The 16,113-nt window shown below is 47.2% G+C and carries 21 protein-coding genes and 1 tRNA gene; all 22 read right to left on the bottom strand.

The window, feature by feature from the left end; genetic code table 11:
- Window positions 1-266: 266 nt before the first annotated feature.
- Entirely contained in the window at window positions 267-644 is a 378-nt protein-coding gene (gene aroH, locus PMI05_RS01995) for a chorismate mutase (RefSeq protein ID WP_007716569.1), read from the bottom strand.
- A gap of 2 nt (window positions 645-646) precedes the next feature.
- A complete protein-coding gene (gene aroB, locus PMI05_RS01990; protein WP_007716568.1) occupies window positions 647-1,747 on the bottom strand; it encodes a 3-dehydroquinate synthase in 1,101 nt (366 codons plus the stop codon).
- Window positions 1,747-2,910 (bottom strand): chorismate synthase, encoded by a 1,164-nt coding sequence (gene aroC, locus PMI05_RS01985; protein WP_007716567.1) that lies wholly within the window; start codon window positions 2,908-2,910, stop codon window positions 1,747-1,749. Before aroC ends, aroB begins: the two co-directional genes overlap by 1 nt.
- A gap of 229 nt (window positions 2,911-3,139) precedes the next feature.
- A complete protein-coding gene (locus PMI05_RS30930) occupies window positions 3,140-3,298 on the bottom strand; it encodes a hypothetical protein (protein ID WP_007716564.1) in 159 nt (52 codons plus the stop codon).
- A gap of 76 nt (window positions 3,299-3,374) precedes the next feature.
- The gene (locus tag PMI05_RS01980) at window positions 3,375-4,148 is read right to left on the bottom strand and encodes a protein-glutamate O-methyltransferase CheR (RefSeq protein ID WP_007716562.1); all 774 of its coding nucleotides are present in this window, start codon (window positions 4,146-4,148) and stop codon (window positions 3,375-3,377) included.
- A 128-nt stretch (window positions 4,149-4,276) separates the two neighbouring features.
- On the bottom strand, window positions 4,277-4,720 hold the full coding sequence (gene ndk / locus PMI05_RS01975) for a nucleoside-diphosphate kinase (protein ID WP_007716560.1): 444 nt from the start codon (window positions 4,718-4,720) through the stop codon (window positions 4,277-4,279).
- Between the two features lie 104 nt (window positions 4,721-4,824).
- On the bottom strand, window positions 4,825-5,790 hold the full coding sequence (locus PMI05_RS01970; RefSeq protein WP_007716554.1) for a polyprenyl synthetase family protein: 966 nt from the start codon (window positions 5,788-5,790) through the stop codon (window positions 4,825-4,827).
- Window positions 5,791-5,799: 9 nt separating this feature from the next.
- Window positions 5,800-6,663, bottom strand: coding sequence for a menaquinone biosynthesis protein (locus PMI05_RS01965; protein WP_007716552.1), 864 nt, complete (start codon window positions 6,661-6,663; stop codon window positions 5,800-5,802).
- A 4-nt stretch (window positions 6,664-6,667) separates the two neighbouring features.
- On the bottom strand, window positions 6,668-7,264 hold the full coding sequence (locus tag PMI05_RS01960) for a UbiX family flavin prenyltransferase (RefSeq protein ID WP_007716550.1): 597 nt from the start codon (window positions 7,262-7,264) through the stop codon (window positions 6,668-6,670).
- A complete protein-coding gene (locus PMI05_RS01955; protein ID WP_007716548.1) occupies window positions 7,261-8,130 on the bottom strand; it encodes a UbiA-like polyprenyltransferase in 870 nt (289 codons plus the stop codon). Before PMI05_RS01955 ends, PMI05_RS01960 begins: the two co-directional genes overlap by 4 nt.
- 77 nt (window positions 8,131-8,207) lie before the next feature.
- On the bottom strand, window positions 8,208-8,927 hold the full coding sequence (locus PMI05_RS01950) for a demethylmenaquinone methyltransferase (RefSeq protein WP_007716539.1): 720 nt from the start codon (window positions 8,925-8,927) through the stop codon (window positions 8,208-8,210).
- Between the two features lie 4 nt (window positions 8,928-8,931).
- A complete protein-coding gene (locus PMI05_RS01945; RefSeq protein ID WP_007716537.1) occupies window positions 8,932-9,768 on the bottom strand; it encodes a heptaprenyl diphosphate synthase component 1 in 837 nt (278 codons plus the stop codon).
- 125 nt (window positions 9,769-9,893) lie between these two features.
- Window positions 9,894-10,409 (bottom strand): hypothetical protein, encoded by a 516-nt coding sequence (locus PMI05_RS01940; protein WP_007716534.1) that lies wholly within the window; start codon window positions 10,407-10,409, stop codon window positions 9,894-9,896.
- A 76-nt stretch (window positions 10,410-10,485) separates the two neighbouring features.
- On the bottom strand, window positions 10,486-10,716 hold the full coding sequence (gene mtrB / locus PMI05_RS01935) for a trp RNA-binding attenuation protein MtrB (RefSeq protein ID WP_007716531.1): 231 nt from the start codon (window positions 10,714-10,716) through the stop codon (window positions 10,486-10,488).
- 37 nt (window positions 10,717-10,753) lie between these two features.
- Window positions 10,754-11,464 carry a lytic transglycosylase domain-containing protein gene (locus PMI05_RS01930; RefSeq protein WP_039960042.1) on the bottom strand — a complete coding sequence of 237 codons (711 nt, stop codon included), beginning with the start codon at window positions 11,462-11,464 and terminating at the stop codon, window positions 10,754-10,756.
- Window positions 11,465-11,586: 122 nt separating this feature from the next.
- Window positions 11,587-11,663 (bottom strand) — tRNA-Pro (locus PMI05_RS01925).
- 69 nt (window positions 11,664-11,732) lie between these two features.
- Window positions 11,733-12,296, bottom strand: coding sequence for a GTP cyclohydrolase I FolE (gene folE, locus PMI05_RS01920; protein WP_173629482.1), 564 nt, complete (start codon window positions 12,294-12,296; stop codon window positions 11,733-11,735).
- A 236-nt stretch (window positions 12,297-12,532) separates the two neighbouring features.
- Entirely contained in the window at window positions 12,533-12,805 is a 273-nt protein-coding gene (locus tag PMI05_RS01915; RefSeq protein ID WP_005831316.1) for an HU family DNA-binding protein, read from the bottom strand.
- A gap of 237 nt (window positions 12,806-13,042) precedes the next feature.
- A complete protein-coding gene (gene spoIVA, locus PMI05_RS01910; protein WP_039960052.1) occupies window positions 13,043-14,521 on the bottom strand; it encodes a stage IV sporulation protein A in 1,479 nt (492 codons plus the stop codon).
- A gap of 181 nt (window positions 14,522-14,702) precedes the next feature.
- The gene (locus PMI05_RS01905) at window positions 14,703-15,431 is read right to left on the bottom strand and encodes a hypothetical protein (RefSeq protein ID WP_007716510.1); all 729 of its coding nucleotides are present in this window, start codon (window positions 15,429-15,431) and stop codon (window positions 14,703-14,705) included.
- 16 nt (window positions 15,432-15,447) lie between these two features.
- Window positions 15,448-15,795, bottom strand: coding sequence for a 2Fe-2S iron-sulfur cluster-binding protein (locus tag PMI05_RS01900; RefSeq protein WP_007716509.1), 348 nt, complete (start codon window positions 15,793-15,795; stop codon window positions 15,448-15,450).
- 16 nt (window positions 15,796-15,811) lie between these two features.
- Window positions 15,812-16,108, bottom strand: a complete 297-nt coding sequence (locus PMI05_RS01895; RefSeq protein ID WP_007716508.1) for a 2Fe-2S iron-sulfur cluster-binding protein — start codon at window positions 16,106-16,108, stop codon at window positions 15,812-15,814.
- Window positions 16,109-16,113 lie beyond the last annotated feature (5 nt).

Here is a 16,113-nt window from a genome sequence, read left to right as displayed (position 1 = left end):
GGGAGAGAAAAGGCAATGAGGCATCCACCTTTTCTACACCCGCTTCCTAGAGCGAGAGGTAGGGGGAGAAATTTTTTGTATACAAAAAAATCCAGACAAAGAGACCTGGATTGGGTGTCAATATGTACCCAGCCTTCTCTTCTCTCCTCGACCTAACTCATCTCAACTCTGCTCTACTAATCTCTGCTCTCAGCCGGCTTTTGCTTATTACCGGAAAAAACGAGGCGCTCTCGTTTCACTTATGGTAAAAGAGAGCGCCCTAATTGTCAACCGCGATTTGTCAAATCCGGGCGCAGCTTGACTGCATCACGCAAAAAGACGTGATGAATGTCTTTTGCTGTCTTGTCCGTATTCACATGCATCATGACACGAATACAAAGCGGCAAGCCACCTGGCACCGGGATTTCTCTTGCGCACATAAGTGGGACATATTGCCAAGCTTCTCCTTCAAGCAAGCGGGCCGCTTGAGCAGGGAAAGTCGCACAGAGGTCCTCTGTCGTCGTGATAATGATGCTGCCAATGTCTTCGGGGTTTACTTCATTACGGCTTACCATTTCCTCCAGCAACCATTTTGTAGAGGAGACAATCTCTTCGCGCGTATCGGCTTCCACCGTAACCGCGCCTCTGATTCCTCTCATGCCCATCCTTATCCCTCCACTTCTTCTCTCATGATTCCCAGTATGAGTTCTTCTTCTATATTTTTGACGACTTCAACCTGCCCGATTGCCCTAGGCAACACCAAGGCCAGCTTTCCGCCTACCGTCTTTTTGTCTCGTTTCATGGCTTCCAGCACAGCTTCTGGCGAGAGATTGCCTGGCCAAGCCGTTGGCAGGTGGAACAATTCCAGCATCCGTTTCGTGCGATTGTATACACCTGTCTCGGCAAAACCAATCCGTTCCGCTACCTTGGCAGCCAAACACATCCCAATTGAGATGGCTTCCCCATGATTCAGGGTGGAGTAAGCAGACAGGGCTTCAAACGCATGACCAAACGTGTGACCCAAATTAAGCAATGCACGTTGCCCTTGCTCTGTCTCGTCTTGAGAAACAATAGCCGCTTTGACTGCGCAACCTTTTTCAATGGCTTTCCCTAATAATTCAGAATCGAGCTGCCATAGCTTATCCGCGTTGTCTTCCAGCCAATCGACAAAGGCAGCGTCGGCGATAAGTCCATGCTTAACAACCTCTGCAAAACCTGCTGCAACTTCACGCTTCGGTAAGCTATGCAATACTTTCGTGTCGTAAATGACAACTTTAGGCTGATGGAAAGCACCAATGAGATTTTTTCCGAGTGGATGATTGATCGCTACTTTTCCACCAACTGAGCTATCATGTGCGAGCAAGGTAGTTGGCATTTGAACGAAATCAATGCCGCGCATGTACGTAGCAGCCATAAATCCAGCCAAGTCTCCGACGACTCCACCACCGAGAGCCAATACAGCAGACTTCCTGTCCAGTCCTGCATCAATTGCTTCTGTCATCAATCGTTCGTAGACAGCCAGGCTCTTCGATTGTTCTCCAGCAGCGATGACAGCTGAGTGGGCCTGATACCCATGCTGCCGCAAAACATCGAGCAAAGGCTCTAAGTACTGAACGGCTACATTCTCATCTGTGACAATCATCAGCTTGCTAGTAGAAGCAATTCCTGCCTCTACTAGCAACGCTGCTGCATCGTGCAAAAGACCGTCGCCTATCACAATCTCGTAGGAACGCTCGCCCAGCTCAACAGTCAGCTTCTCTACACTCATTAGAACTTCTCCGTGTACGCACGGTATTGACTTACGTTTTCTGCCATGTCATCAAGAGAATCAGAAGGGAATTTTTCGCACATTGCACTTGCGATCTCCCATGCTACCACTGCCTCTGCGACCACACTTGCCGCTGGAACAGCACAACTGTCAGAACGCTCAATGCTCGCTGAGAATGGCTCTCTCGAGTCAATATCCACACTCATCAACGGTTTGTACAAGGTAGGGATCGGCTTCATGACACCACGAACAACTACAGGCATTCCTGTCGTCATTCCGCCTTCGAGTCCACCTGCACGATTCGTTTTACGGCTGTAGCCGGTTTCTTCGTTCCAAAGAATCTCGTCATGCACTTGCGAGCCTTTCAGACCAGATGCCTCGAATCCGATACCGATTTCGACACCTTTGAAAGCCTGAATGCTCATAATCGCTTGTGCAAGTCGTCCATCCAGCTTGCGGTCCCATTGCACATGGCTACCCAAACCAATCGGCACGCCTTCAACGATAACTTCTACGGTACCACCGAGGGAATCCCCGTCTTCTTTTGCTTTGTCAATCGCCGCCATCATCAGTGGCTCTGCTTCTTTATCCAAGCAGCGTACTGGTGATTCTTCGGTGCGCTCAATCAGCTCGTCCAGACTTACTTCTTGACGCTTCGCCACGATCTCATTGATCTGGAGTACCTGTCCGCCAATACGGATACCAAATTGAGCCAGCAATTGGCGAGCTACTGCACCAACAGCTACGCGGACTGTAGTCTCACGAGCACTGGAGCGTTCCAGAATATTGCGCATATCGCGTTGATGATACTTAATAGCCCCGTTTAAATCAGCATGTCCAGGGCGTGGACGGGAAACACGACGCTTTTCTTCAGCGCCTTCCTCTACAGGCTCAGCACTCATGATTCCTTGCCAATGCGTCCAATCATTATTTTCAACGACCAGTGTGATAGGAGCTCCGGTTGTATATCCATGACGGACACCAGAAAGAATTTTCACCTGATCCTTTTCAATCTGCATTCTTCTGCCGCGGCCATGGCCTTTCTGACGACGTGCCAACTGCTCATTAATTTCCTCAATGGAAATCGGCAGGTTGCTCGGTACGCCCTCGATGATAGCTGTTAATTGCGGCCCGTGGGATTCCCCTGCTGTCAAGTAACGCATCTCTATCCTTCCTCCATCCTCCAGGCAGCCTGTATCCCCTTAAGGTTCTCTTTTCGGGGTGCTGTCCTTTATCACTTTTAAGCGCTATAATATCATACCTAGTACGCCGTGGAAATACAAAAGTGGCAAACGTCTGCGAAAAACCTTTTCTTCTTACAGGAAAACGCCCCTCCGTAATAAGGAGAAGCGCTCTCTTTACGCTATCGCGAATGAATCAGGATTGACGTACCTACACGTTGAAAAAAGGATTGGGGCTCAGCGGTTTGCGAGTGTGATCCACGCGTATCAAATCATCTAGTTGTGTCCTCTCCGCCCCTAAAATCTGACCACATTCCTGCAGCGTGATCAGCCCTCGACGGTATGCTTCGATGACCTTGTGTTTATCCATCTGCTGCCTCCTCTTGCAAAGTAGGTATTCCTAGTCTTGGGAAAAAACAGCAGAGATATACCAAGGCCAACATGAATCAACCCATTTTTCGATAGAAGAACGTATCCTCTGTCTCCAGTTGGTATTGTTGCGGCTGAAAAATTTGTTCCGTACTGCCTACAAAGAGTACCCCGCCAGGTTTCAGGGCCCGGCTAAACTTATGATACAGCTCATGCTTTGCTTCCTCGGTAAAGTAAATCATCACGTTCCGGCAAATAATCAAATCAAATTGAGAATCAAATGAGTCCGCCAATAAATTATGTTTTTTGAACGTCACTTTTCTCTTCACTTCGTCCGTGATGCGATAGCTGAGTGTATCTTTTTCAAAATACTTCGTAACGAGGTCTTTCGGGCAATCTTGCAAGGATCGGTCCGTGTATACCCCTTGCTTTGCTTTTGCTAGTGCTCCCTCATCAATATCGGAAGCGAGCACGGTCGCATCCATCTTCTGGCGCAACAAAATCAGTGAGAGAGTGTACGGCTCCTCCCCTGTCGAGCATGCCGCACTCCAGCATTTCACCCGCGGCGATTGCTTCGCCAAGCGTGGCAAAATTTTATTCTCGAGAACTTCCCACCGGCCTGGGTTGCGGAAAAATTCCGATACGTTGATGGTCATCCTATCGAGGAACTCATAGAAAAGCTCCTTGTCTTTAGCGATGGCATCGAAATACTGGGCAAATGTGTTGTACCCCCGCTTTTGTCTTAACGAGGTTAGACGGCGCTTCATCTGTGCTTCCTTGTAGAGGGCAAGATCAATTCCAGTCATTTTCTTCACACTAGCTATAAATTGGAGAAAGTCCTTATCTTCCATGCTGAATCGTACCCCCTTTGCAAACTCCCTATCTTCATTCGCTATATTTCGTCATTATCCTATCTGTTTTGACAAAGATTTTGACAAAAAAAAGAAAACCCCAATAAATGGGGTCTTCTCGATCAGTCTTAGATCCAGCGTTGGATTGTTTTCTCGAAGGAGAGAACTTCTTCAGCGGAGAACCACAGGCCGATTTCACGCTCAGCGCTCTCAGGAGAGTCAGAACCGTGGATGATGTTCATGCCAACGGAAGTAGCGAAGTCGCCACGGATTGTACCGGAAGCAGCGTCTACTGGGTTTGTTTTGCCCATCATAGCGCGAGCAGTTGTGATTACGTTGTTACCTTGCCATACCATAGCGAATACTGGACCGGAAGTGATGAAGTCTACCAGTTCACCGAAGAAAGGGCGCTCTTTGTGCTCTGCATAGTGTTCTTCAGCCAGTTCGCGGCTTACTGTCATCAGCTTAGCACCTACGAGTTGGTAGCCTTTTTTCTCAAAACGGGATACGATTTCCCCGATCAGGTTGCGTTGTACGCCATCTGGTTTTACCATAAGGAATGTTTTTTCCATTGTAAGTAAGCCTCCATTAGAGCTATGTATTGGTGCATAAGACACCATTGAAAATTTTATCAAAACTAGAGTGGTCAAGCAACAGGAAGACGGTCAAAATATCATTAAAATTTGCGATCGATAATATAATTGGCGATACCTGTCAAAGATGTTTTAGCTTGGTTATTAGGCAAATCTGCAAGAATTGCATGCGCACGGGCGATATAGCGTTCAGCGAGGCGCTGCGAAAAAGCAATGCCCTCATCTTCTCGCACCATACGAACCGCTTCATCCGTATGATCCCAGAACGTATTTTGCGCGATCCATTCCTGGAATTGCGCACGTGCTTTTCCATGATGAGCCGAATAAAGCGCAGGCAACGTAATGTTTCCATGCACCAAGTCACTTCCAGCAGGCTTCCCTAACTGCTTCTCAGTCCCTGTAAAGTCCAAAATGTCGTCAGTAATTTGAAAAGCCATCCCCACATTGTAGCCATACCAGTACATTTTGCGAATCATGTCAGCTGACGCTCCACTTGCCACTGCTCCTAATTGACAGCTAATGGCAATTAAAAGCGCAGTTTTTCGTTTGATTCTGCGCAAATACGTACGGAAGTTTTGATCCCAGTTATTCAAATCCTTTACTTGCTCGATCTCCCCCTTGCAAACCTCGACGATTGCATTCGAGAGAATCTGGTGCAATTGTGGGATCGGGAGCTGTGAGGCAATGGCCAATGCCCGTGCAAAAATATAGTCGCCGGCGTACATGGCTACCTTGTTATCCCACTTCATCCGAACCGTATCTTTTCCGCGACGCTTATCCGCATCATCAATCACATCATCATGCACAAGGGAAGCCATGTGGATCAGCTCGAGAGGAACGGCCACATGCTTTAGCTTTTTGACATCGTAATTGCCCCACTTACCGCCAAGCAAAACAAAAACGGGACGAATCCGCTTTCCTCCTGCCTTGAGTAAGTGAGTCGAAGATAGATACAGCTCTCGAACCGGCGTATCAATGGCTTTTTCCAGTTCATCTTCTATGTATTGGACATCTTTTTTCATCTTGAAGTAAATATCGACTAGATTCATCCGTTCCACCTATCTCGTCAACGTAGTATTGGTCTGTCGGCCGCCAGCTTGCCACAGATCGACGGTTGCAGGTGCCGATAGAAGTCCCAGCTCCGCTGCGCATCGGTAATAGTACTCCAGTCCAATCCGCTGAACGTCACCGAAATCGTGCTGTAATCCTTGGAAATAGTGGATCCATTGCTCTTTCTCTCCACCGAAATGTGTGTGAACGTAGTCAATCAATGGGGCTGTATTCGCTCTTGTTTTCCTTTTGCTCTCTAAAAAAGAGGCATGGACGTCCGCGATCAAATCATGATGATCGGCAATAACTGCTCGACGAAGAGCCCAAATGGCAAACGTCATGGAATAGCCCGTAAATTGATGCCACAGCTCTCCTAAGTCATAGACATGCAGGTCTTTGGCCGTTCGATCAGCCGCAATGGCGTCATCCCCGATCAAGAGCGCTGCGTCAGCATCCTCCAGCATTTCTTGCAAAATGGGTTCCTGTGTAACGTAGGAAATCTCATAATCGTAAAACTTATGGAGAACGATCTTTAAGAGGTTCACTGTGGTAGCCGATGTGTTGGTCAAGGCTATTTTGGCACCATTTAATTGTTCAATCGGCTTTTTGCTGAACAAGAAAAGGGAGCCTACTCTCCCTTTGGCACTGACAGACAGATCTGCCAATGCCACGTATTCGGAGGCATGCTCTGCATAGCTAAACGAAGAAATCGGACCCAAGTCAATCTCGCCATTCGCCATTGCAGTGTTTAACTGGGCAGGAACTTGGCGGATGAATTCGATTCGGTCTTCGAATTTCGCCTGATCAAAATAGAAGTAAACCGGCAATACATTGGTGTACAAAATTTGTCCAACACGCAAAGACTTTTGCATGCGTTTATTCCCCCCAACGCCGGAACAGCGAATGTGGTACATCAATTGCATCCAAAGTTTTCCCTACCACAAAATTGATCAGATCATCCATGGTTTGCGGTTTCTGATAGTAGCCTGGCATAGCAGGCAGAATCTTTACTCCCAGACGGCTTAATTTGAGCATGTTCTCGAGCTGAATCGCATTGAGCGGCGTCTCTCTCGGAACGATGACCAAGCGCCGACCTTCTTTGATCATGACATCAGCAACGCGCTCCAGCAAATTACCTGATGCGCCATGCGCGATGCCAGAAACAGTCCCCATCGAGCACGGTACTACGATCATACCGTCACAGCGATAGGAACCACTGGCTGCGGGACAATTGAAATCTCGCAGTCCCCAATAATGTAGCTCACCCGAAAAGTCTAGTTGCAGCTTCTCCTGCAATAGAGCTTCTCTGTCATCCGTGTGCCAATCCAGTTCATCACGAAATACTTGCCAGCCTGCTTCTGTAATCATCAAGTGAACGATATGTCCAGCACGTAAAAGCTCCTGGACAACTCGAACACCATAGATTGCACCACTTGCACCCGTTATCCCGACAGCCCACTTTTGCTTGTTCATGCAATCACCAAATCAATCATCGTAAAGGTAAACATCACGACACTCAAGATGCCGTTCATATTGAAGAATGCCATATCCAGCTTGGACAGGTCTGTAGGCTTCACCAGCGTGTGTTCATAGATCAAAATCGCACCAGAAATGAGAACACCTACCAAGAACCAAATAGACAAATCTGCGACTACATACAACGACATCAGACCAACGAAAGTAAGAACGTGGCATACGCGGGCAATCAGAAGTGCATTGGCAATTCCGAAGCGGCTCGGCATGGAATAAAGTCCTTCTTTCCGGTCAAAATCGGCGTCCTGGCACGCATAAATGATATCAAATCCTGCTGTCCAGAACATAACGGATGCAAACAATAGAAGGCCAATGCCATCTACTTGACCCGTTGTCGCTACCCAGCCACCCAACGGCCCAAACCCGATGGCAACCCCGAGAACAAAGTGGCAAAGCCAGGTAAAGCGTTTTGTATAGGAATAAAGCACAAGAACAAACACAGCGAGCGGCAACAATTTCACAGCCAAATCATTTAACTGATACGCAGCAATGAATAACACCGCAAAGGACACAACGATAAACAAAATGACTTCCATAATCGAAATGAGGCCAGCAGGAATCGCTCGTGTGACCGTACGAGGATTTCTCGCATCAATCACCCGGTCGATGACACGGTTTAAGGACATCGCTGCACTGCGAGCGCCCACCATCGCTACCGTCACCCAAAAAATTTCCGACCAGGTAGGCCATGCATTCTCTACCACAATACTTCCCAAAACAGCTCCCATAAAAGCAAAAGGCAAGGCAAAAAGGGAGTGCTCGAATTTAATCATTTCCAAGATGACTTTCAATTTACGTAGACCCATCTATGACACTTCCTATCTAGTGAAGAAATACCGGTTTACTCCCCATATACGCGTTTGGTGCCATCGCATATGTCAACCTATGGCTTTGTGCCCATATGCAAGGCTGATACGCCGCCCATAAACAATTTGACCTGAACCGGGTCCAAGCCTGCTTTCTGAAACATGCTTGCCAGCTCACGACTGTCAGGGAAATTGGTCAGGGATTGTGGCAGCCATGCATACTCTTCGTACTTGTTGACTGTCAGCTTCGCGATAAATGGCAAGATTTTGTAGAAATATAAGTAAAATAGCTTCCGGTACGGAATGAATGGGGGCTTGGACACTTCCAGAGAAACGACTTTACCGCCCGGCTTCACAACACGCGCCATTTCATTCAAGACCTGCTGAACATCCGGTACATTGCGCAAGGCAAACCCGATTGTCACGAAGTCGAATGTATTATCCTCATAAGGCAGATTCATTGCATCTGCGTTCACTAGCTTTACGTTGTTGCCAACACCTGCATTCGCCACTTTATATGCCCCTACATCCAGCATATTCTGACTGAAATCAAGGCCAACAACACTGCCTTCTTTTCCAACAGCCTTGGCCAATGCAATGGTCCAGTCTGCTGTACCACAGGCAACATCCAACGCCGTATGCCCTGGCTGGATATTCATTTGCTTCATCGTGTAATTACGCCAAGCAATATGACTGCCAAAGCTGATTACATGATTCATTTTGTCGTAATCGTTTGCAATGCTCTCGAAAACGGAGTGAACGTACTCTGCTTTCTCATTCATCTGTGTCTGGTTCACTTGACTACATCTCCTCAATTACCTTCTTCAAGCGACTGATCCGATGGGAGTAGCGTGCCGTAATAGATGCAAGCATGTTCCGCGTCTCTGCAGGATGTAGCGTACGCACCATTTGCTCACATAAACCGATTAATTCGATGGCTTTCCCCTCAACGCCCGACAAAACTTGCGCGAGTGTAGCCCCAGGTTTTTGCAGCAAAAAACGGGCAAAACCAAAAGGGACTTGTTCTTGCCATTTGAGCTGCTCCCACTCTCCGATCACACTCTCTACCTTGGCTGTTTCCTTCATCAGATCGCTCCAGAAACGACGGCGATCAGCTGAATCGGCATATTCTTCTACAACAGCCACGTATAAGCCCGTATCAATCGTATTTCGCAGTTCCCAGTACTCTTCATCTGACAAAATCTTGCTATCTCGCCCAGCGATGTAGAGTCTCATTTTCGCTTCGTTCACTCGCTGAATGGCTGCCGACAACACTTGAATGGCTTGGATTTCACCCGTTGAAGCCAGAAGGTGATAATAACGACTGCTGTAATAATCACCCGCAAGTACGGTCAGCTGTCGGTTTCGCTCCGCGCTCTGTGAGGAGTCGTACTCATTTTTCACGAGCTCATGCGTGTCCAGTCCCAATTGGACAAGTCCTGTTGCTGTACATAAAACCGAAGCCTTTTCCTTCGGCATACCTTGTTCCAGCAAAAAAAGGAACAACAGCTCTAGACGATTTTCCGCCATGGAAGGAACGTCAACATAATGTTCTACATAGGAATGGGTGATTCTCTTGTAGATTTGTTCGATAATGGACCGAACCTCTTCTACATTCGGGGAAAGTTCTTTGCTCATGCGTCCTCCTCCACAAGCTGCACAACCTAAAGATGTCTGCCTGTTCCGTACTGTTCCTTACTCTTCGGTCTTCCTCTGCCGTCCGGTCAAAAGGCCGTCTCTACTATCATACCATACTTCTTCCATCAGGGACTAATTCGCTCATAAAAATACGGCTCGATTCGAATGGGAAATGTACTGCTTACAAAGGACTGGATATCCGAAGGGTCGGTCAAAGGTTTGTCATGTCCTGCGAGATTTCCAGTTGTCGATTGTATGGCAATCAATAATCTCGATTCTTTTGGTGGATCCGTCTCCTCCAACAAGCGATAGTACACGGGCCCGACATTGTCTGCATAGGTACGCAAGTCGTATGTCAAACGGTAAAAATCTTGATAGACGGTGTTTAACTCTACTTTTTCGGCAGGTTTCACCACAAAATCGACATAGATCGATGGGTTTTCCCATTTTATACGCTTAATATTATAATGTGTCGACATCCTTGTAAACAAATCAAGGGCATTTTGCTCGCTTAAGTGAATGGCACGTGCCGACTGAAATGTCGGTATATCCGCTTGCATCCACTGATTTGTGGGAACGAGCGACAGCATTAGAGCCAAGAAAGTGGAAACAGCAATCGCCATCAACAATTGGCGCGGCATAGACATCCCTCCTCTCCTCCATTGTACAAACAAAAAAAGCAGGCTATGCCTGCTTCTTAGCAAAACGACTTGCTCTTTATTCGGTCGTATCCACGACGCCATGTTGCGAGTAAATCACTGCTTTACCTCGCACCTTAATCGCAGAGGTGTGCTCCGTAAATTGAAAAATCATGACTTCGCCTTTATCGAGCTTCTCTGTATGATGAAAACGCGTATCAGTGCCTCTTGTTAAACCGATTACATGAACGCCATTTTCCTTCGCTTTGACTACGAAATAATCCTGATTAAATCCCGATGGTTGTGCCAATGTGTTTCCTCCTGACCAATACGGTATGCGAGTATGTCTAGTATGATGCCCCTTCTGACCCCAGTCGGCTCATGATCTTGTCTACATAGCGCTGTGTCTCTTGCGGCAATTGGTCAAACTTCGCTTCTAGCTCGTCATCACTGCTGATTCCCAGACGACTCATCCGACCTGGACCAGCATTGTAAGCAGCAAGTGCTACTTTCACATCTCCATCATAACGGTCCAAAAGCGACTTCAAATATTTTGTTCCACCTTCAAGGTTTTCATCAGGGTCGTATACATTGCGGACTTGCATGGCTTTTGCCGTATTGTCCATCAGCTGCATCAAGCCCTTCGCCCCTGCGTGAGATTCTACATTCGGATTGAAATTGGATTCGGCCCTGACGACCTCTCTCACGAGATCAGCGTCCACTCCGATCGCTTTCGCTGTCTCATCAATCTTGCCCAAGATTTCCGGGGTAGGAACAGATGGCCCTTTTGCAAAAGACAGGAACTGCTCATTTTGAATATGGGTAGGAATCTTCCAGTTCCTAGAACCATCTAACTTGGCCAAAATCTCCTGCGAACTGATAACCCGCTGGCCGGTTGTTGCTAACTGGGACTGCAGGATGTCCGAGAAGAGCCCCTCGTCTCCATACGAAAGCGAAGAGGCGTCATAGGTTTGCGGCAATGTTTGCAAATATGGTTGAAGTGATACAGGCACCTTCATAGCATTGAACAACCCTTCCCTAGCTTGTCTACCTATCATTATAAAAAAGAAAGATCAGGAAGCCAATAGCAAAATGGCACTACTTGGGAGATACTTGGGAGAGTAGCAATTTTACATAAAAAAGAAGCCTTTACTCAAGGCTTCTGATCGTTATATGCAGATGGTCGGAATGCAGGGATTCGAACCCTGGACCTCACCCACCCCAAGGGTGCGCGCTACCGGGCTGCGCCACATCCCGACTGTACATCCGTACTATACAATATTTTACCTATAGAGTCAATGTAATTTCCTTATTTTTGCATTTTTATCAACGAATCAAACTAAATACTTCGGCACGGGCTGCCGCATCTTTCTCAAACATCCCACGAACAGCAGAAGTAATCGTTTTCGAGCCTGGCTTTTTCACACCACGCATTGTCATGCACATATGCTCTGCTTCTACAACCACGACCACGCCATGTGGATCGAGCTTGCGCATAATCGCATCAGCTACTGTTGCAGTAATTCGTTCTTGCAACTGCGGACGTTTTGCTACGGTATCAACCGCACGCGCCAGCTTGCTCAGTCCTACTACACGGCCTCCACGCGGTACGTAAGCGACATGCGCTTTTCCGAAGAAGGGAACCAAGTGATGCTCACACATGGAGTAAAACGGAATGTCCTTCACTAGAACCATTTCCTCATGATCTTCGCTAAAGACAGTCTCGAAATACTGCTCTTCGTCTATATGCATGCCCTCAAATACTTCGGCATACATTTTCGCAACTCGCTTAGGGGTATCCAGCACTCCTTCACGATTAGGATCATCCCCGACTGCCTCTAGGATCATGCGAACAGCTTGCTGTATTTTATCTAAGTCGACGTTCATCATTGTACCTCCTACGTAACGGCATACGCCTTGTTTCTCATCACTAAGGTCTGCCTGCTCCAAATCAGTGCCAGACTTAGTACCTGCTCGCGATCAAAGCCAATCTTACCATATCGTTTAAAAAAAGACAAAAAGATATACCAGAATTTTCATAGGCAAACTGTATGTACACAGAAAAAAACCCACATTTTATCAATGTGGATTTTTTTATGTAAGTGCTTCGTTCTCAAAAGAAACAACTACTTGATGGAGTCTTTGAGTTGTTTACCTGGTTTAAACGCAGGTACTTTGCTGGAAGCGATTTCGATCTCTTCACCAGTTTGTGGGTTACGACCTTTACGAGCCGCACGTTCACGAACTTCGAAGTTACCAAAGCCGATCAGTTGGACTTTATCACCAGTTTTCAATGCATCTGCAATTGCGTCAAGAACTGCATCAACTGCTTTTGTTGCATCTTTCTTGGTGAGTTCTGTGGTTTCAGCCACTTTTGCAATCAGTTCTGTTTTGTTCATTATATTCACCTCCCCTCAAAGAACACCAAGTCCTAGCTATTATTTTTCTTAACCGAAACGAAGCGTTTTATACACGAATGGTTGTTTTTACCGATCTGACAAGCTTATAGTAATACACCGATTTCTTAAATTCAAGCCCCTCCTGTCGAAATTGAACGAAATACAAGAAAAAAAGGCATCTCGTCATATCAGATGCCTTCCCTTTATTTGCAGTTTATAGGACTTTAGAACTATTTATTAGAGTATGATCGCTATCAGGCCACCCGATCCCTCGTTGATGATTCGACCCAATGTTTCCTGTAATTTGTATCTGGCGTTGTCTGGCATCATGGTAATTTTTGCCTGAATACCCTCTCTTACGATGGAATGGAGCGAGCGTCCAAAAATATCGGAGTTCCAGATGGAAAGCGGGTCTTTGTCAAAATCTTGCATTAGATAGCGGACAAGTTCCTCACTCTGCTTCTCTGTTCCGATAATCGGAGCGAATTCAGACTCGACATCCACCCGAATCATGTGAATAGACGGTGCTGTTGCTTTGAGTCTGACTCCAAAGCGCGGTCCCTGGCGGATTAGTTCAGGTTCGTCCAAGGTCATTTCATGCAACGACGGGGCTGCTATACCGTAGCCCGTACTTCGGACCATATGCAATGCTTCCGCTACCTGATCAAACTCGCGCTTGGCATGTGCGAATTCCTGCATGATTTTCAGCAAGTGATCCTTACCATTTATCTCTACACCGACAATTTCCATCAAGATGCGGTCATACAGTTCATCTGGCGCGTAGAGGTCAATCTCTGCGATCCCTTGCCCCATGTGCATACCAGCAAGGGAGGCTTTCTCTACGAAGTCATAGTCATTGAAGAAGCCGACGACACGGTCCACATCGCGTAACCGGCGGATGTCCTGCACGGTCTCACGTACAGCTTCCTCGTAGTTCTGACGTAGCCAGTGCCCGTTTTCTAGCACCATTACCCAGCTTGGAAGATTAACATTTACTTCATGAACTGGGAATTCAAACAGGACTTCTCTCATGAGGAGCAAGATTTCCTGCTCTGTCATATGATCAACCGACAAGGCCACGACTGGTACATCGTATTTTTCCTGGAGCTGTACACGAAGGTTTTGTGCTTCGTCGGAGCGCGGACGCGTCGAGTTCACAACGATCACGAACGGTTTTCCGACTTCCTTAAGCTCGTTTACAACCCGCTCCTCTGCATCGATGTATCCTACACGCGGTATTTCCGCGATGCTGCCATCCGTTGTCACAACAATCCCGATGGTTGAGTGTTCCTGGATAACCTTGCGTGTCCCGACTTCAGCCGCTTCCTCAAATGGTACAGGCTCTTCATACCAAGGTGTATTTACCATTCTTGGGCCATTGTCGTCTTCAAAGCCCTTTGCCCCTTGCACCGTATAGCCAACGCAGTCAACGAGGCGGACATTGATGCTGAGTCCTTCTGTCACATGTACGTTAACAGCCTGATTCGGAACAAACTTGGGTTCGGTTGTCATGATTGTTCGTCCTGAAGCACTCTGCGGCAACTCATCTGTCGCTCGTATCCGCTCTGCTTCAGAGTTGATATTCGGGATGACAACTTGCTCCATAAACCGCTTGATAAAGGTCGACTTTCCCGTACGAACAGGGCCCACCACTCCGAGGTAGATGTCTCCGCCCGTCCGTTCGGCAATGTCTTTAAAGATGTCGACTCGTTCCACCATCGATGACCTCCTTCTATTTGTCTATTTTTACACTATGACCGATTTTCCGAATTATCCCTGACCGCCAGTATTTTCGTAGGGAATCTCGTACTAGTTTTGTGGACAGTACAAATATATGTATTTTTGCGTTAACTAGAACAAAAAAAAACGACCCTGATCAGAGTCGTTTTTCGTAAAGTTAATTTAGTTTGAGAAGCTTCGGTTCACCATTGACCATTTCATATGGAAACGATTTCGCGGGCACGAACATGGAATTGCGCGCCAGCACGTATCTCGGGTCTGTTTTTTCCGGCACGGTTACTTTTGTATCCCGAAGCAATTGCGCGATATCCGTAGCATAATCAATCCCGACTTGTCCTTCCGCATTCATGACCAGTGGCAATAAGTAAGTCCCCATCGCGGACGGCACCTGCCACGCTTTTAAGCCGAGCCGCTCATGATCGATGGAATAGTATCCATTCCCCAGATCAGCGATTACAGGCAGCTTTTCGAAATGTCCCTTGTAACGGTCTACTTCGCTCTGTACATCCGCTACTGTACTGACAGCGGTCAAATGAATGAGCTTCACTGTCGGCTTTGTATCCACGTCAATCAGCACGTACTTGTATACGCCGCCTTTTTCAAATGCGTTCCCAGGCACATCCGGCATGTATTTAGGGATCATCTTGCGGAAATCAATCTCGTATTTTTCAAAAATAGGAGTATCGAGGGGTTTCGTTACGATTGGCAACACTGCTGTGTCTTTTTGGAATTGCTCAATCGCTTTTTGTGTTGCTTCTACAAAAAAGGTACTAGGAATTTGATTCTCTGCTCTGCGCTCATCCGGATACAAGCATCCAGATAAAAGGGAAGACAGAATCGTCAAACTGATCACAAGCTTGAACGATTTTCGCCACGATTGCCACATCTTATGTATACACCTCTTACATTCCATCTTCATTTTCATTGCGTTGTCGCTCGAGTGCTGCCGCTACCACTGATTTTAGCTTGCTTTCTGGAATCTTGACCGTACAATCCTTTTCCGTCGTTTTTGCCTGACAGGCCAAACGAATCCCATTCGCCAGATCCTTTTCAGGCAGCTTGCGCTTTTCCAGCGCCGTTGGCGGGCATAGCAGGCCATTCTCAACGACCACGCGGCACATCAGACAAGATGCGTGTCCACCGCATCTCTGCGGGATTACGACGCGAGCTGACGAAGCTACACTGACCAAGGTTTGCCCTGTCCGCGCCTTCACGCTCTTCTTGCTCGGGAGAAAGGTTACTTTCCCCATATTGTCACTTCCTTTACTAGTACGGCCGATGAGCTACCTTGACTGTTCCTGATGAAACAATCTTCGTCTGGCAGCCTAATCTGTAGCCTTCTGCGCGTTCAGCCTTGCGCAATCGCAGTTTTTCTTCTGGTGTCACTTCGTTTAAGTGCTCTGCCCCTTCCACAACATGTGTACGGCATTGTGCACATACCCCTCTTTGGCATGCATGGCCCCATACGATGTTGTTCTTTTTCGCAAGAGCAACAATGGATTGATCCAACTCGATCGAGACTTCATGACTGCCTGCACGAGTAAGTAGTGTGATCGTTGACATCGATA

The organism is Brevibacillus sp. BC25 (assembly GCF_000282075.1).
GTDB lineage: Bacteria > Bacillota > Bacilli > Brevibacillales > Brevibacillaceae > Brevibacillus.
Note: the sequence above shows the minus strand (reverse complement) of the source record. Positions and strands in the feature narration are given on the sequence as shown.